Below are 18,719 nucleotides of genomic sequence, written 5' to 3' on the forward strand. Positions count from 1 at the left end.
CCCGAGGCTTGGTACCACGAGAGAACCTATAAGGTCAGTTGCCGCCGTTCCTCCTCGGTCAACTGCTGCCGCGCCTGATCGCTCAGCGGCCCGGCGCCCAGCACCTGCACCGGGCTGTCCGGGTTGTAACCGGGGTTGGCCCGGCTGGCGCCATCCTGGGTCGGCGCCAGGCGTTCCTGGCCGAAGCTCAGCACCTGCACGCTAAACACCGACGGCATATTCTGCCGCGACGCCGCCTGCTGCTGGCGCGCCACATCCTCGGCGGCCTGCGTCGCCGACGACGCCGCCGAACTGGCCGACGTCAGGGCCCCGGTATTGACCGACGCCACCACCGGTATCCCCGAGGACTTGCCCTGGGTCTGGATGTTTGCCGCGTTGACCACCTGCAAGGCGGCGATATTGACGTTGCCCGAGACCCGGATCCCCGCCTCGCCGGCATCGATGGTGCCCAGGGGCGCGATCAGGTCGATATCCCCCGGCGGCACTTCGGCAATCGGGTTCAGCGTGGCGATACCGGCCCCAGTGCTCGGCACCGACGGCGACAGGGTCACGTTGCCCCAGTTGTCATACACACGCCTTGGCGGGGTATAGACCACGGTAGTTTTCGAGCCGCGCCCGGCGTTGATATCGCCTTCGGCCGACCAGCCGAGAATCGAACCGCCGAAGGTGGTCATGATCCGGCTCTGGCCCAGCAGGATGCTGCCCTGGGAGTACAGCTGGATATTGCCCTGGCCCTGGGTGATCACCCCCGCCGTGGACGGTGGCGCCTCGCCCTCGATGCCAAACACCTGTTGCCCGCCCGGGGTGAGCATCTGGATATCGCCGCCGACATTGGTGTGCACCCCGGCGCCGCCATACAGGGTGATATTGCCCTGGTAGACGATCGGGTTGCCGGCCACATCGGTGTCCGGGAATAGCGCGGCAATGGCGTTGCGTCCGCGCAGGTAGCTGCCCTGGCGCGGGCCGTCGACCTGGTTGTACTCCAGGCCGCCAGCGCGCAGTTCGGCAAAATACACCTGGCGCGCGAACAGCCCCTGCTCCACCGCCGGCAAGCCGGCGAAATAGGCCCGGGCCTGCTCGTCGCTGCCGCTGAAGCCGTAGCGCAGCTTCAACCAGCTGGCCAATTCCGTTTCGTAGGTCTTGGCCACCTTGCCCGGTTGTGCCGCCAGGGAAGCGCTGTCGCTGGCCAGGTTGGCCGGGTCCAGGTAGCGCGAGACAAAGGCGGTGTAGTTCGGCCCACTGGCCCCGGCCCCCGCCTGCAGGACGATGCTCGCCCCCGGCCGGTTGTCGCCCGGCGCCAGGGCGCCGAGACTGGTGATCGAAGCCTTGTCTTCCATGCGGATATCGCGCCCGGCGTTGATTTGCAGCAGGCCGGGCCCCGCGACATTGAAGCTGCTGTAGAGGATGTCGCGCCCGGCCGAGACCAGGGAGATATCCAGCGGATCGCTGTGCACGAACAGGTTGCCGCTGCTCGAACCGCCACCCAGCAACGGCACGATGGTCGTCGCCTGCCCCAGCTGGGTGCCGCTGTTGACGATATCCCGGCCGGCCAGCATCCACACCGGCGCGGCCGCGTCGTACCAGGTCTGGCCCGGGCGCGAGCCGGAAGCGCTGAAGTTCAGTTGCTCACCCGAGCGTATGCCCAGCAAGTCGCCGGCCATGGCATAGAAACGCGCCGGATCCCGTCGGCCGCCAAGGGTGGTCAGGGTGTCGCCGCCAAAGGCGAAGAGCGGGAAGCCGCCCATGCCTTGCAGGGAAGACAAACCATCGGGGCTGAGATTGCTCACCAGCAAACGCCCGTCGCTGCGCCCTTCGAAGGCCGGCGCGAACGGCGTTGGCAACAGACGGCTGTCGGCCCCGGACTGGTTGAGCGCATAACCACCGGCAAAGATCGAGCCGCCGGCCAGCATCTGCAACTGACCGTTAGGCGAAGGCGCCAGTACCAGGGAGTAAGGCGAGTTTTTCTGGCCGCTGCCAGTGCCACTGCCTGTGTAGAGCGCCGAAGAGCCGTAGTACAGATTGCCGCCCGGGGCCACGGCCCGCAGGATCGACGGATAGATAAAGCGCCCGTCGGTGGGCGAGGTATCGAGTTGCGCCCGTGGCGTGTCATTGCTGCCAATGGCCAGTTCGCCGGCCTGGGTCGAAGGCGTCAGGTTGCCCCCCGCCGAGAACAGGTCGATGGCGGTATGCTCGGTCCAGAGCGAAAACCAGCCGCTACCGCCGCCCAGGTAGGCAGTGCCGTCCAGGCTGAACGCCGAGGTATTGTGCTGCCGCGTACGGCCTGGGTCGACCGCACCGCCGAGCACCAGGTCGCCACGGGTGGCGAGGCTGACCGTGGCATCGCCGGGAATGATCACCAGGCCACCGGTGGCACTGGCCACCGAGGCCGAATACGGATCATAGGCCCGCACTTCGCTGGCGTCCTGGTTGAGGCTGAAGCGGCCGAAACTCTGCTTGATGCCGCCCAGGGCCCCGGCATCAACCTGCACATTGCCCCGCAGGTTGATCAGGGCGCCGTTCAACTCATGGTTCTGCCCCACCGCGGGCCCGCTGCCAACACTGGAAGCCCGAGCGTCCAGGGAAGGGTTGAGGCTGCCGCCGATATTCAGCTTGAGGTCGCCGCCCCCGGTCAGGGCCAGGCTGCCATCAGCGGTCACCCGCCCGGTGCTGCCCACTGCCAGGATCAGCGCCTCGCTACGCGGCATGGTCATATCGCGGTTGCCACGGCGCAGCAGGGTGCCGGCATCGGTGCCGACCCGGACGTCCAGATTGCCTCCACCCAGGGTGCCGACTCCGGTGAAGCCGGTGACCTGGGGCATGGGCGCGCCTACGGTCGGGGTGACATAGGTACCGAAGTTAATCCACCAGGCGGTCGGGACGGCCTGGTCCAGCGCCGCCGAGCCGCTGCCCTGGCGCCATAGCCAGTTGCCCGTACCGGCACTCGACAGGGCTGTGCTGTTCGCGCTCTGGTCCCAGGTACTGCCCAGGGCATCGCCGCGCAGGCTACCCGCCGTCGACAGCAACAGGTTGCCGCCCTGCTCCGGGTACCAGGCCTGGTAGAGATCCGCGCCCGTCACCAGTTTTTCATAGGCCGCCACCTGCTCGTCGAAACCGGCCTTGTAGTTGGCATTGCCGTACAGCGGGAGGCTGTTGTACCCACCCAGCACCGTGCCGGCACTGCCCACGCCGCGGGTTGCCGCAAAACCCGCGCCCATGGCCGGGGACTGGGTGCCTGCGGTATAGACGCCGAAGACCGATTGCATGCTCAGGTCGCCACCGGCGATCAGGTCCAGGTCGCCAGTACCGGTGCGCAGCACGCTGAAGATCGGCGCCATGGCGCGCACCGCGATCACTTCTCCAGGCTTGTCGGGTTCGCCTGGCTCACCGGGCTTGAAGACGCAAAGTCCCGGAGCCCAGTCGCAATAACCATTAGCCAGATCTTCCGGTGACAGCGGCTGTCCCACTACCCCACCCAACCAGCTCCAGTCCGGGCTTTCCACTTCAGGCCCCCAGACCCAGCTATCGACACTGGGCTTGAATTCACAGAGTCCCGGAGCCCAGTCGCAATAACCGTTAGCCAGGTCTTCCGGCGACAGCGGTTGCCCCACCACGCCACCCAACCAGCTCCAGTCCGGACCCTCTGCCTCAGGTCCCCAGACCCAGTTGCCTCCCGGCTTGCCGGGAACGATCTCGCGGTCCCGGAACAGCGAATAATGGGTATCGGCCAGGATCAACTGGCCATCGACCACCCGGGGCTTGACGCTGCGGGTATCGGCCGCCGAGGTATCGGCGCCGCTGACCAGGCGTAGCGACCAGGATTGCGAGCCCTCGGGCAACAACCCGGCGATCGCCCAGTTGCGTCCCTGGCTTTCGCCATCGGTCGGACGCAGGGCCACCGACAAGGCACCGTTGGGCAGCTTGACGTCGGTCTGTGACGGGATCAGCGCACCGGCTTTCAGCGCCAGGTCGCCATTGAGGGCATAAGTGTCCTGCTGGCCGCTACTCGGATCGAGGGTCGCCGGCAGCGCCACGCCCTTGGGCCAGAGCATGGCCTGCAAGGCGGTACGGCTGGTCAACAGGGTCCCGGCACCGAGCCGGGTGCCCACGGGCAGGGTCACGGCCTGTTCCAGCAAGGTGCCGGCGGCGTATAGCAGGCTGCCGTCGGCGGCGCGTACATCGCCGCGCAACACGCTGCCGGCATCCAGGGTCAGCGCCTGCGCCAGGCGGCCCTCGGTGGGCAGCACCACGCCACTGGCGAAAGTGGTGGCCTTGATCGGCAAGTCATAGTTGAGGGTCTTGCCGCCCAGGAACAGCGTGCCATCGGCCAGGGTCACGCCCAGGCCCGGCACCACCAACTCGCCGCCAAACGGCTGCTTGCCGGGCAACAATACCCAGCCGGCGTCGTCCGGGGTGGCGGGCGGCGGGGTAAAACCATCGGTGACGCTGCCGCGCACTTCGAGGTTGCCGGCGGCGCGGATCGCCAGGCTGCCAGTCTCGCCGGAACCGTAGACCGCGGTCCTGGCAAAGTGCGGATTGAGGCTGGCATAGCGGTAGCCGGACAGGTCCAGGTCGCCCTGGATCACCACGTCCCGCTCGCTGCTGATCTGCACCCCGGGGCGCAGGTGCAGGGCATCGCCATAACCGCCCGCGGTCAGGCCGGCCAGCTTGCCGTCGAGCAGCCCGGTATTGGCCAGGGCCGCGTCGATGAAGGCGGTGCTCTGGTCGTGCTTGAGGTTCATGTAGGCCTGGTCGATTACCCGGTACGGCCTGCCGCTGGCGGCGTCGCTGCCGTCCTTGAGCAAGGCGTCGCTGTCACTGTCGTCATAACGCCAGATGCCATTGACCGCGATCGACCTGGCCCCGCTGATCTGCTGGCGGCCGCTGGCATCGATATCGATATCGCCGCCACTGACCCCGCCCAGCCGTGGCGCATTGAGTTCCAGGGTGCCTCGGGCCTGACCATCGTGCTGCCCGGGCTGGCTGCCCAGGGTCGCGGCGGTGCCGTGGCGCAGGTCGATGCGGCTGCCCTCGGCCAGCACCAGCCGGCCGTCGCCCGAGGTCAGTTCGACCACCGCGCGGTTCGGTGCATCGATGATCTTGCCGTAGCTGTCGACCCGTAGTTGCGTGCCATGGGCATCGAGCAACGCCGACCCGCCCAGGGTCAGGCCGTTGCGCGCCGCCAGGCGGATGCTGCCGACCTGCTCGCCGCTGGCATCCACGGTGCCGAGCACCGTCAGGTGGCCATTGTCCAGGGACAGGTTGATCTCTCCCGCCTTGAGTTCGCTGCCCAGTTGCAGGTCGCCCTGCTTGAGCTGGAAGCTGCGCGCACCATAGACCTGGCCCTCGTTGAGGCGCTGGTTGAGGGCCGCAAAATCGCCCACGCCCTGGGCGCGGATATCCACCCCACCGGCCTTGTACGGCACCCGTGTGCCGCCGGCATCGTAATGACCGGAACTGCCACCGAGGATCGCCCCCAACAGCGCCACCTGGCCCGCTTCCGGATCCAGGGCAATGGCGCTCAGGGTCCCGGCCTTGTTGTTCTGCGCCGACAGGTCGATCCGCGAGCCGACGGCCTGGCGAATATCGCCGCCGCGGCTTTCCAGCATCACATCGCCGCCCCAGCTGTACTTGTTCAGGTCATTGAAGGGCACGGTGCGCCCGGCCAGGTCCAGCCGGGCATTGTCCGCCAGCACCAGGTCGCGCTCGGCCAGCAGGCTCAGCTTGCCGCTGGGCAGCACCACCGCGGTGTCCAGGCTGATGCTGCGCCCCTCCAGCGCCAGCTCGCCGCCCAGGGTGTTGATCGGCCCCGGCACGGCGCCACCACCGGAGATACGGATATCGCCACCGACCTTGATCCGGTTCACCGAACCAGCCTCACCGGTCAACAACGGGGTGAGGATATTCAGGTCGCCGCCGCTGTAGCTGTAGCCTTTGCCGCTCTCGTAGGCCCCCTGGCTCTGGTAGACCGCCAGGCTGCCCTTGTGGTTGGCGGTCAGGCGCTGGCTGGCACGCAGGTCGACCCTGGCAAAACCCAGGGCCAGGCGATCGAAGGAGGCCAGGCTGTCGGGCTGCGATTGTGGGCCGTAGCCGAACTCGATGCGCTCGGCGGCCAGTTCCAGGCGACCGCTGCCAGTGCCCGCGCCCTGGTTGATCACCGTGCCCGGCAGCCCCGCCGTGCCGTTCCAGATCAGGTTGGCGGTGCGGATGCTGGCCACGTCCTCGGCGCCGCCATGACCGTAGATCGCCGGCGTGCCCAGGATCAGGTTGCTCAGGCTGGACTTGCCGGTGACCGGATCCAGGGTGCTCAACTGCGTCGAGCCATAGAAGTTCAGCGAATCCCGGGCATTCAGGGTCAGGGTCTCCAGGGCCGGCGCACCGCGCTCGCGGTCGCCGCGCAGCAGCCGGTCGAGCACCTGCTGGTTGAGGGTCAGGCCCGGTGCCAGGGTATTGCCCGCGGCGGCCTCGGCCAGGCTCTGGCTGCTGCCGACATTGACCCCACCCACCGCCAAGGTCAGGTTGCGGGTGCCATAACGCACCTCGTCCCCCAGTTCGAACAGGTTATCGGTGGCCGCGGCCAGGGTGCCTTCGGAATACAACTGGGTCACGCCGTTGCAACTGCCGGCACAGCTGCCGATGCGAATACTGCCCGGCCCCACCTGGCCGTTCTGCGCCGGGGTCGGCGGCAGCAGATCGAGCCAGCCGTTGGACACCGCCAGCAGGCTGGTCCTGCCGGGGTCGTAGATAAAGCCATCGCGGGAATCGTAGGCACTGGCGCCGCGCCCCAGGGTATCGATCCCGGCGCCCTGCTCCACCACGATGCCACCTATGGTCATGCCACTGAGGAGCATCACTTCGGGTGCCGACAACAGGGCTCCCGAGCGCAGGGTCAGGTCGGTCAGGTTGGAGCTGAAGGCGATGTAATTGCCGCCCTGGCCATACTGGCGGGTACCGGTGCCGCCGATACGCAGGCTGGCCGAGCCCAGGGCATTGAGCTGCGCCGCATCGATCGAGGTGCCGGTAAAGCCCGCGCTGGGGCCGCCCGCGACGATCTCCATCTGGGAACTCTGGCTCTGGCTCAGCACACTGGCGACGGTACCGTAGCCGCCCTTGTCCGGGTTGAAGCGACTGGTGCCGGCATAGGTGAAGGACGGTTGCCCGGTCTGGTTCTGCAGCAGATTCAGGGTCAGGCCCTTGGCGTCGGCGGTCAGGGCGGCGCGGGGAATGCCCAGGCGCGCCGCGTCGCTGACGAGGAATTGAGCCAGGGAAGTTTCGTTGTATTGGGAATAGCGGCGCAGCACATCGGCCGAGGTCAGGATCACCTGGCGCGACAAGCTGTCCTGGATCCCGGTGCCGAGGACCGACAAGCGCCCCGAGGTACTCCAGGAGCCATTGGCCATGGCCAGGCCCGGCTGCTGGGCGGCCAGGCCGGCGCCGCCGTTGAGCTCGACCCGGAACGCCCCCGGCAGCAGCGCGTAGTTCGCCGGCAACAGGGTATAGACCCCCGGCGCCACTCCCGGTACCCCGGCCTCCAGGGTGATCTGCTGGCCGATCAGCGGGTCCAGGGCGCCGCTCTGTCCGGCGCCAGGGGCATAACCGGCCTGGCTGCCGGGCACGATGGCGTAGACCGGATTGCTGGCCAGCCCCGGCAGGCTGAAACGACCGTCGGCGCCGATCTGCACCAAGGGGTTGAAACGGGCATCGGTGGAACCGCCACGCCCGGAGACAAAGCCCGCGCCGGTCAGTTCGCCACCGCCCGACAAATCCACCACGGCACCGTTCTGGACATCAATCGACTGCCCCAACATCGTCAGGGTCAGCCAGTCGGAACCCAGGAAGGGATTGAGTATGCTCTCGCCCAGCGGCTTGCCGTCCTGGGTCCAGGCTTGGCCGTCCACCGTACCGCCAAAGGGCATCACCAGCCCCACCGCGCTCAGGGAGGTCAGGCTGCCGGGCAGCAGGCGAATGATTGAGCTGTTATCTTGCGGGCCATTGCTGAAGCCCAGCACCAGGCTGCCCTGGGGCGCGCGAACCACCCCGCCCTGGTCGATGCTCTGGGCGGACAGCAGCAGGCTGCCATAGGCCGAATAGGGCACGTCGGGGTCCTGGGCGCTGCTGCGGCCGATGCTCAGGTGGCGGGCACGGATCTCGGCACGGGCCAGGGTCTCCGGGTAGAGCTGCGCCACCGTCAGGTTCAGGTCGCCTGGGGTATTCAGGCGGGTGACGGAGATATTGCCGGTGGGGCGCAACATGCGCATGTCCCCGGCGCTGCGCACATCCATCGTGGCGAAGCCGCGCTGGTCCAGCGGCAACTGGCCACTGCGCAGGTTGATGTTGCCATGGGAACCGAGGTTGACCTCATCGCGGATATCCAGCAACTGGCTGACCACGACCAACTGCGCCTGGGTCGCCTGGGTCGAGCTGCCACCGCGGACCACGGGCACCGTCAACCCCGGGGAGCCGTTATTGTTCCGGGCAGCCTCCGCCAACCGCACGTAAGGCGCGCTGAGCCTGACCCGGGTATCGGCCGCCGAGCCTTCGGCCAGGCCCAGGGAAGCCGAATACAACTGCAGGCTCTGGCCCAGGGCCAGATCGACATCGCCGTCGAAACTGATCTGGCCGTTGCTCAGCAGGGTCAGGTTGCCAAAGCCGCCGGCGTCGACCTGCTCCACGCTGAGATTGCCCTGTCCATAGGCCAACGCCCCGGAAGCCGCGTCGTCGAGGGACCGGCGGCGCTGGCTGATCAGTAGTTCCCGCGGCGCCAGGGGCGCATCGCTGCCCAACTGGGCACTATCATAGGCAGCGGTCTCCAAGGCCACCGTCAGGCTGCCGCCCGCCGCTCCCTGGCCACCGGAGGCGGCGCGCAGGTCGCCGTCCAGGTACAGGCCATTGAGCGAGCTGAGGCTGAGACTGCCGCCATTGCTGGCCAGGGTCATCGGACCGGCGCCCCGGATATCCAGGACGGCCTGGGCGCCGGAAGCCTCGAGGCGCGAACCGGTCTTGAGCTGCACGAACAGATCCGGCGCCGCCGCACGGCCAGTGGCCGGGTCCAGGGCACCGCCGATGACAATGCTGCCACCGTCGCCGACCTTGCCGTAGCGCCGGCCCTGGACATCCAGGGCACTGACCACATACCCGGAAACATCCACCAGGGCATTGCTCCCCAGCAGGATCGAGCGCTGATGAGTCGTGGTCAAGGCGTCGGTGTCCACCTGCGGCATCCGCGTGGCGCTGATCGAGACCTTGCCGCCCTGGGCGATCAAGTGGCCATCGACGCTGATCTGGCCGATCCCGCGCAAGGCGATGGACTGGCCATTGTCCACCCGCACGGTGGCGCCCTCTCCGATATCCAGGGCCACGCTGGCGATATCGGCAGCACTGGAATCGAGCCCCCCGGTCTGCAGGGTCAGGCTGGCACCAGTGCGCTGGCTCAGGCGGCCCTTGGCCGGGTCCTCCTGATATTGCTCCGGCAGCCACAGCTGTAGGGCGCTGGCGGCCGGTTCGCCGGTGGCGACACTGGCCGTCCCGGCAGCCTGGGCGTAGACCGGTACCCGCACATCCACCTGGGCGCCCTCGGCGACTTTCAGTCCCTGGTTGCCGATGATCTCGTAGGCGCCGAAGCCCTTGCCGAAAAAGTCGCTGGCCAGGACCAGGGTCGCGGCGTCGGGCGCCGCTGCGCCACCGATCTGCACCTTGCTCGCTTGCAGGTTCAGGTTGCCACCGCCACTCACTCCATAGCCCTTGAGCTGACCATCCAGGGTCAGGACGCCATTGCCTACGCTGGTGCCGGCATTGGCCGCCAGGGTCAGGTCACCGCCCTTGCCACCGCGCAGGCTACCGTTCACCAGCAGCGCCGCGCCGCTGCTGACATCCACCTGGCTGCCGGCGGCCAGGGTCAGGTCGCCACGGCTGCGCAGGGACACACTGCCGCCGTTGACAAAGGCCAGGCCACTGTTGTCCTGCGGCGCCAGCAACAGGTTGCTCCACAACCCGCTGGTGTCCAGACGCGCGCCCTCGCTCAGCACCAGGCTGGCCATGGGACCGGCAGTGGAGCCGATCAGCGTATCCACCAAGGCGGCTGTCGACGCGGGCCTCTGCAGCAGCACGTTGCCCAAGGCGATGCGCCCGCCATGGCTGGTCAACCCGGCATTGACCCGTACCTGCGGACCGTGCAGGGCAATCTCCCCCGTCGGCCCGACCTGCAGGTCGCCGTCAACCGTCACGCTCTCATAGGCAGCGATCCGCACCGCGCCCAGGGCGAAGCCGTTGAGCTGCTCGGTGTCCAGGCGCAGTTGCCCCTGGCGCTCGCCCAGGGCCGAGTTCAGTTCGATGGCCAGGGCCTCAGCGACCTGCCCCGGGGCCAGGATCACTTGCTTGAGGGTCCTGTCGGTGGCCTGCAGGGTGTTTTGCAGGGTGCCGCTGTCCTTCTGCCAGAACGGGCGGTAGTCGCCGACTATCAACTGCGCGCCACGGGCCACGGCATTCTGTGCCTGGTCGTAGCCATCGAGCCCGGCCTGGGCGGCCAGGGCCTGGCGCTCGCCCTGGTAGGTGTTGCCGAGCAACTGGCCTTCGAGCACCGCGCTGCCGGTGCCGACCACCAGCTTGCCGGCATCGCGGCCGACGCTATAACCCTCTTCGTAGCGCTGCTGCGGCGCGATCAGCGGGCTGTAGTAGTAATCGGTCTGGTCCCAGCGTGGGCTGTTGTCCTCATACCCCTTGTAGATACCGCTGTAGAGAATGTCGCCCGGTGCCCGGGACAACTCGTAGAGACGCCCTTGCGGGCCCTTGAGCCAGGTCTGACGCACCAGGCCGCCCTGGATATCGAGGGTGCCGCCGGACAGGTTGATGCTCGAACCGGCCTGGGTCACCACATCGCGCCCGGTGAAGGTCAGGGTACCGCCCTGGGCCATCCACTCGCCCACCCCATGGGCCTGGGTCCCCAGGTAGCCACCGACCTCCAGCAGGCCGCCGCCGGTGTACCAGCGATCCGTGGCATAGCCGTTGGTCCCGGCCGGCACATAGACCAGTTCGCGCACATCGACCCACACATCGTTGTTGTTCAGGCTGCCCTGGTCGCGGTTGCCGGCGGCATCGCGCTGCTCGTTGCCCTGGATATTGACCTTGACGCTGTTGGCCTCCATGGCCACCTTGACCCCGACCGCACCCGCCACATCGATCACCGCGCCGTCGCGCACCAGGCTGCGCTGGCCGGCGCTGACCGCCACCTGGCCACCGGTGGCCAGGGTGCTGGAACCGAACTGGAAGTCCACGCTGCCGCCACTGACGATCTCCACCCGCGACTGGTCGGTACGGTCGACCACGCTGCTGAGGTTGTCGAAGGCGCCGCCGATGTTGTTGCCCTGCCCCCCCATCCCGGCCAGGCCCGCGGCACGCTGGCTGTCCAGGGCGGTGCCGCTGGCGGCGTCCAGCAGAATCGCCGTGTGGCTGCCCTGGCCCAGGGTCACGCTGGAACTGCTGTCGCTGGCCGAATTGAGCAGGTGCACGGTGCCGCGGCTGTCCACCGAGGTGGTGGCCAGGGCCACGCCGTTCTGCTGCACCTGGTGCCCGGTCAGGGTGATATCGCCGGTGGCGGCCTGGATCAGGCCGTTGTTGCTGACCTTGCCGGCCTGGCTGCCGGCCTTGCGGGTGCTGGCCACCTCGTTGCCACGGGTGGTCGAAGTGCTATTACCGGCGGTGCCGGCACCCCTACGGATATAAAAGCTGTCGCCAGCGGCCAGGGTCGCCTGGCCCTTGGGCGTAACAATGCTACCGGCGTTATCCACCTCGCTGCCTAGCAGCAGGACATAACCGCCGGACTCGGTGGACACTCCCGGCGCCCGGGTCTGGATCAGCGCGCCTTGTTGCACCTGGACCTTGCCAGCGGCGTCGGTGAAGGTCGGCTGCGAGCCGCTGCTGTCGACATACAACCCGCGCTCGCGGAACTGGCTGTCGCTGATGGTCGCGGCGGCGGCCACCAGGTTGCGGGTATCGACCTGGCTGCTGCCGCTGAAAATCACCCCGTTACGGTTGACCAGCATCACCGTGCCGGCCGCCTTGATCTGGCCCTGGATCTCGCTCGGTCGCGCCTGCGGATCGTTGACCCGGTTGAGCACCGCCCAGTCAGCCTGCTGCTGGAAATCCACCGTGGTGTTGCGCCCGACGTTGAAGGTTTCCCAATTGAGAATGGCCTTGTCCGCGGTCTGACCGATACTCACCGTGGTCTTGCCGTCGGCCTGGGTCTGCACCGGGTTCCTGGCATTGGTCCAGCCCTTGGTCAGGGTATTCTCGTCGACCTTGAGCCCGCCCTCGCCCAGGCCATCGGGAATGCTCGAGGCCGCCACCAGGGCCGAGCGCCGCCCGGCCGCCTGAGCCGCCTGCTGCGCGGCGATAGCGGCCACCGTGTTGCTGACATTGCTCAAGGACTGCTGCAACTGCTGGTTGGCCTTCAATTGCTGGGCCAGGGGTGGAGGCGAACCTGGCTTGGGCAAGCTGCCCGCTACCCCGCCGGCGCCCGCCGCCTGCTGCGCCGCGCCCTTGCTGGCGAACCAGCCGGCGCTGAACGCCGTCTCGGCCTGGGCACTGCCCGCCACCAGCAACAGGGCAATGGCATGGGCCAAGGGCTTGAGATGCAGGACAGGCAACGCCTCGCAGTGGCTTGCGGACTTCAGAACAGGGTTGGGCTTACCGAGGCGCATCGCTCACTTATCCTTTTACACAGTCGCGAAATAGGTCGGCGGCCCGCCCGCTGTCACGGACGGAGCGCTCAGGTAATAGGCGGTTGGCGCCGGCCGGCACCGAACCTTTGTCATGAAAACTTCATCCACCTGTGGGTTCAGAGCGGACGGCCGATACCGTTGCAGACGTTGGGGTTATTCAGACTCAGGAGACTGGTAGTGAGCAGGAAGTTGTCGCGCACGGCCCTTTTCCAGACCGCGTCCAGAGGGATCAGGTGCTGTGCGATCAACCGGGTGTCGTTGTTGGTCTGAGCGCTCGGGCTGAAGTGGCGCACCAGAAAAATCCGCAGGGCGGCGGCGTCCTGCGGGTCGCGATAGCACTGGCTGAAGATCAGGTAGCTGTAGCCGACCATGGCATAGCCAAAAGCCGGATTGGCGATATCCGGTGCCCATTTGTGCGGGTCGGCACGATCGACGGCGGTGGCCGGCGGCGCTATCTGCGTCAGGCTGATTGGAGTGCTCGTGGTGGGTGGCAACAGGCCGTTGACCCGCGCCACCTGGGCGTTGCTGGTGATATCCAGGGCCGCGGGGCCCGAGTAACCGATGGCGCCTTCGTTGGCGGCGACCCCGGCCAGCAGCGCCTGATCGCTGCTCACCGCCTGCCAGTGCCCGGGCAGCGGCCCCCGGTGAGCCGAAACGAACAGGTTGCCGATGTTGAAGGCCTGAGGACAGAGGCTGTTGAGGTGGCGCGTAAGGATCTCGCTGGTACCGGCGCGATCAGCGCGGTAGATCACCTTTACCGGCGTGCGCGAATAGGCCGGGTTGATCTGGTCCCAGGTGGTGATGGCGCCGGAAAACAGGCCGCAGAGCATGCCGCCGTTCAGGTCCAGATCGGTCACCGGCTGGCCGCTGGCCAAGCGCACCCGGTAAGGAATCGCCACCGAGGTGATAGCCACCGGGACCTGGATCAGCGGGCCCCAGTCCGCCGCCGAGCCGGCAACGGCCCCCGGTACCTGGTGGTTACTGCGGTATTCCGCAAGCTCGTTGACGGTCAGCCGTGATTCGCTGATGGCGTAGTCCACGGAAAACGGCACAGAGGAGCCCGGGGTCAGTGCCTGGCTGTCATTGATCAGCAGCGCCTTCTTGCCGGCCCCGCTGCCTGCGGCTCGATAGGCCCCGGCTGTCGACGGTAATACGCCCGGGGTGTTGTAGAAACCTTGCATCAGGTACGAACCGCCGCCGTCGAGAGCGGCCGAGGCCGCAGCGCTACAGAGGCCGGTCAAGGCCCCGGCCAGGGCGATCAACAGATATCTGGACATGGCAATTCCCTCTGTTGCCCGGGATGACCCATGGCAACTTGAAATTCGCGCGAAGAAAAAATCGGCAACGGCTTGCGCCGTTGCCGATCGGTGTTGCGGGCCTCGGCCTGGATCAGGCTGGACGGCCGATACCGTTGCACACGCTGGCGTTGTTCACGCCCTGGGCGCTGGTTGGCGGAATGAAGGCACCGCGGATAGCGGTTTTCCAGTTTGCAGTCAGCGGGATCAGTTTCTTGTCGATGATCGCCTGGTCGTTGCTGTTGGCGAAGGTGGCGTTGTAGTGCTTGGTCAGGAAGGTGCGGATCGAGGTGACGTCCGCGGTGTCCTTGTAGCACTGGCCGAAGATGAAGTTGGTGTAGCCAACGATCGAGTAGCCGGTAGCCGGGTTAGGCAGTACTGGAGCCCACTTGGTCAGGTCGGCACGGTCGGTGGCGGTGGATGGAGGGTCGATGGTGCTCAGAGCGGTCTGCACGTTGCCCACTGTAGGCAGCAGGCCGTTGACACGAGCCACTACAGCGTTGTTGGTGGCGTCGACATCTTCAGGGCCGACATAACCGATGGCGCCAGCGGTGGAGGCCACGGTGCTGGCCATGGCGGCGCTGGTGGTGACGGGGATCCAGGAAGCTGGCTCGGCACCTGGGTGGGCATTGGCGAAAGTGCTGCTGACGGAGGTGAATACCGACGGGCAACGGTTGTTCAGGTGACGGGTGAGGATTTCCGAGGTACCGCTGCTGTTGGAGCGGAACACCACGCGAACCGGAGTGGTATCGGAAGTGCCGAGTACTTGACCCCAGGTACGGGCGACGCCGTTGTTGGCCGACAAGGCCAGGCACAGTTGCTCGCTGGTCAGGTTCAGGTTGGTGGTGCCGGTCTTGTTGTAAGGAATGGTCACCGAGGTGGCGGCCGATGGGAACTGCAGCAGCGGGCCCCAGTTGGCAGCATCGGTAGCCGGTACGCCTGGAGACTGGTGGGCAGCCTGGTAGGTGCTGATTTCAGTGGCGTTGAGAACCGAGTCGCTGCCTGCATAGTCCACGGTGGCACCGGGCAGGGTGTTGGTCAGCGAACCGATGTTGTTGGTCAGCACGGCTGTCTTGCCCGCGCCGCTGCCCACGCCGAAGTAGGGACTGAAACCGGAGTTCAGAACACCCGGAGTGTTGTACAGCTGCTCAGGCAGAGTGGCACCGCCACCCACAACAGCAGCCATCGATTGGGCCGAAGCCAGAGCCGCTACGGCCAGGGAAGCTGCGATCATAGTGCGCTTAAACATGAAGAATCTCCTTTCGTCGTGTGTATACGGAGGTCAATGGTTCTTGCATGACGCCATGGCGCTCAGATCCTCTGCCCTGCTCTGAGAGCGTTGTGCGGGGTGAGGCCATGGGTAAGAAGTTCGCAGTTTCCGGTGACAGATAAAGGAAAAAACCTCGGGAGAAAGCGCTTGATTTTCAAAAACTTTCTCGGGTGTTCGAGGGCCCTGGCACGGGCTTTTCGGCGCAGGTGACAGCGAGGTTTCGCTGGGCCTTTGGCCAGCTTTCGGCCTGGCGCGGCGTGGGTCTTGGGCTGGGGGCGATGGGGGGAGTTGTGCATGACAGAACGAGGAACCCGAGTTCGGTGGATGTGCCGCTCGGGTGGCAGGCGTCGGAGCAGAAAAAAACTGAGACAACCCCTGCTGTTGTTCCTGGCGAACCGCGTGTTCAGGTTTGGCGAGGACTACGTCCTCGAGCGCAGCCTCGCTGCGCTCGGCAGCGGCTACAGGCATTCGCGTCGACAGCAGTTCGGCGCCATGACCGTAGGAGCGAGGCTTGCCCGCGATCCAGGCGACGCGAGGACGTCATCGCGAGCAAGCTTCGCTCCTACAGAAGCCTTCCTTTTATTGCACCAGCTGGTTGATCTCGATGATCGGCAGCAGCACCGCCATGACGATCACCAGCACCACCCCGCCCATGACCACGATCATCAGTGGCTCTAACAAGGCGGTCATGCCCATGGCGCGGCGTTCGATGTCGCGGGACAGGGTTTGCGCGGCGCGTTCGAGCATGGGTGGCAAGGCGCCGGTTTTTTCGCCGCTGGCGATCAGGTGGATCAGCACCGGCGGGAAGACTTTTTCCACCCGCAGCGCGGCGGCCAGGTTGACGCCTTCGCGGACCTTGGCGGTAGCGTCGCTGACGCTCTGGCTCAGGCGGTCGTTGGACAGGGTCTGGCGCGCCGCTTCGAGGGCGCGCAGCAGCGGCACCCCGGCTCCGCCGAGGATTGCCAGGGTCGAGGCGAAGCGCGCGGTGTTCAGGCCCAGCACGAAGCGCCCGATCAGCGGCAGGCGCAGCACCCGGCTGTGCCAGTTCAGACGGGCCTGGGGGTTGCGCAGGTACATACGCCAGCTCCAGAAGCCGCCGGCCAGCACACCGAAACACAGCCAGCCCCAGGCGCGAATGAAATCGCTGGCGTTGAGCATCGCCAGGGTCAGCCCCGGCAGGTCCTGGCGCGCCTGAGAGAAGGCGCTGACCACCTGGGGCACCACGTAGCTGAGCAGGAAGATCACGATGCCCACCGACACCAGCCCGACCACGCCGGGGTAGATAAAGGCGGTGAGGATTTTGCCGCGCAGGGTGTTGCGCTCTTCGATGTAGTCGGCCAGGCGCTCCATGACCTGGGCCAGGTCGCCCGACTCTTCGCCGGCGGCGATCAGCGCCCGGTAGATATCCGGGAAATCCCGTGGCCGCGCCGCCAGGGCTTCGGCCAGGCGCATGCCGCTGCGCACATCGGCGCGCACCGCGCTGAGGGTGTGGGCGATGTGCTTGCGCTCGGCCTGCTCCACCGTGGCACTCAGCGCCGCTTCCAGCGGCAGGCTGGCGCCCAGCAGGCTGGCCAGCTGACGGGTGGCCCAGGCCAGGTCGTTGTCCGACAGCTTGGCGCTGAACAGGCCACCGCCGCCGGCCTTCGGCGTGTTGCTCTCGACCTGCACCATCAGGGCCGTCAGCCCGCGGCTGCGCAGCACGCCAAAGGCGGCGCTCTGGCTGTCGGCTTCCAGGTGCCCGGACTCGATTTTGCCGAGGGCGTCGGCGGCTTCGTAGCGATAACGGTTCATCAGGCGTCCCGGGTTACGCGGAGGATTTCTTCAGGGGCGGTGGCGCCGCTGCGCACCCAGCGCTCGCCGTCCTCGCGCATGCTGAACATCCCGGCGCGGCGCGCGGCAGCACGCAGCGCCTGTTCGTCGGCGCCCTGGTGGATCAGGCTGCGAATGTCGTCGTCGATGCAGAACAGCTCGTGGATGCCGGTGCGTCCGCTATAGCCGACCTGGTTGCAGGCCGGGCAGCCCACCGGGCGCCAGGTGCCGGGGGCGGTCGGGTCTTCTTCCTTGCAATGCGGGCACAGCCGGCGCACCAGGCGCTGGGCCAGCACCCCGAGCATCGACGAGGCCAGCAGGAAGGGTTCGACGCCCATGTCGATCAGGCGGTTGACCGCCGACACCGCGTCGTTGGTGTGCAGGGTCGCCAGCACCAGGTGGCCGGTGAGCGAAGCCTGCACGGCGATCTGCGCGGTTTCCAGGTCGCGGATCTCGCCGATCATGATGATGTCCGGGTCCTGGCGCAGGATCGCGCGCAGGGCCAGGGCGAAGGTCATGTCGATCTTGGCGTTGACCTGGATCTGGCTGATGCCCGGCAGGTCGTATTCCACCGGGTCTTCGACGGTGAGGATATTGCTGGTGCTGGCGTCCAGCCGCGCCAGGGCGGCGTAGAGGCTGGTGGTCTTGCCGCTGCCGGTGGGGCCGGTGACCAGCACGATGCCGTGGGGCTGGCGGATCAGGTTGTCGAGCTTGCCCAGCACCTGCGGGTCCATCCCCAAGGTTTCCAGTTGCAGGCGCCCGGCTTGTTTATCCAGCAGACGCATCACCACCCGTTCGCCATGCCCGGTGGGCACCGTGGACACCCGGATATCGATGGGCCGCCCGGCCACGCGCAAGGCGATGCGGCCGTCCTGGGGCAGGCGTTTTTCGGCGATGTCGAGCTGGGCCATGATCTTGATCCGCGACACCAGCGCGCCATGCAGGGCCTTGCGCGGCGAGACCACGTCGCGCAGCGTGCCGTCGACCCGGTAGCGCACCACCGAATGGCTTTCATAGGGCTCGATATGGATATCGCTGGCCTCGTCCCGCGCGGCCTGGGTCAGCAAGGCGTTGATCATGCGGATCACCGGCGCGCCGTCCTGGGTGTCCAGCAGGTCGGTGATTTCCGGGATGTCCTGCATCAGGCGGTCGAGGTCGACTTCGTTTTCGGCGGCGCCAACCACCGCGGCAGCGCTGCCGGTGTCGGAATAGGCGCTGGCCAGCAGGCCGTCGAGTTCCTCGTCGCGCACCCGCTCCAGGCGCGCGGGGCCGAACTGGCGGCGTACTTCGCTGATCGACCAGCCGGGGGTCGAGGGGCAGACCAGGAGTACGGCGCCCTCCTCGCTGTGACGCAGGAGGATGCGTTGGGATTTGGCCCAGGCATAAGGGAGCTGTGGGTTCATGGGAGTTCCTCTGGGCCTTGGCCTTGGCCTTGGCCTTGGCCTTGGCCTTGGCCTTGGCCTTGGCCTTGGCCGTGTACATATCCGTTGCTGCGGTAATGGCCACCTAGGGTTCCGCTCTTACAGCGGGGTGGGTGTACATATCCGTTGCTGCGGTCACGGCCACTTAGGGTTTCGCCCTTACGGCGAGTCACTTTGAAGAGCCCAAAGTAACCAAAGGCTCTTGCCCCCA

The 18,719-nt window shown here is 67.0% G+C and carries 5 protein-coding genes; all 5 read right to left on the reverse strand.

Annotation, left to right across the window (positions count from 1 at the left end; all coding sequences use genetic code 11):
* Window positions 1–26: 26 nt before the first annotated feature.
* The 5 genes from J4D52_RS22030 to gspE all read right to left on the reverse strand — a co-directional run bounded on the left by J4D52_RS22030 (window position 27) and on the right by gspE (window position 18,490).
* On the reverse strand, window positions 27–12,692 hold the full coding sequence (locus tag J4D52_RS22030; protein WP_102677029.1) for a filamentous hemagglutinin family protein: 12,666 nt from the start codon (window positions 12,690–12,692) through the stop codon (window positions 27–29).
* A gap of 137 nt (window positions 12,693–12,829) precedes the next feature.
* Window positions 12,830–13,990: a substrate-binding domain-containing protein gene (locus J4D52_RS22035; RefSeq protein ID WP_102677028.1), complete on the reverse strand. Its 1,161-nt coding sequence runs from the start codon at window positions 13,988–13,990 to the stop codon at window positions 12,830–12,832.
* A gap of 112 nt (window positions 13,991–14,102) precedes the next feature.
* Window positions 14,103–15,257 carry a substrate-binding domain-containing protein gene (locus J4D52_RS22040; RefSeq protein WP_102677027.1) on the reverse strand — a complete coding sequence of 385 codons (1,155 nt, stop codon included), beginning with the start codon at window positions 15,255–15,257 and terminating at the stop codon, window positions 14,103–14,105.
* 600 nt (window positions 15,258–15,857) lie between these two features.
* Window positions 15,858–17,069 carry a type II secretion system inner membrane protein GspF gene (gspF, locus tag J4D52_RS22045; RefSeq protein WP_016704707.1) on the reverse strand — a complete coding sequence of 404 codons (1,212 nt, stop codon included), beginning with the start codon at window positions 17,067–17,069 and terminating at the stop codon, window positions 15,858–15,860.
* The gene (gene gspE / locus J4D52_RS22050; protein WP_053278917.1) at window positions 17,069–18,490 is read right to left on the reverse strand and encodes a type II secretion system ATPase GspE; all 1,422 of its coding nucleotides are present in this window, start codon (window positions 18,488–18,490) and stop codon (window positions 17,069–17,071) included. The genes gspF and gspE overlap by 1 nt, the downstream gene beginning before the upstream one ends.
* Between the last annotated feature and the right edge of the window lie 229 nt (window positions 18,491–18,719).

It is taken from the genome of Pseudomonas sp. GW460-12-10-14-TSB1, assembly GCF_017349775.1.
Lineage (GTDB): Bacteria > Pseudomonadota > Gammaproteobacteria > Pseudomonadales > Pseudomonadaceae > Aquipseudomonas > Aquipseudomonas piscium.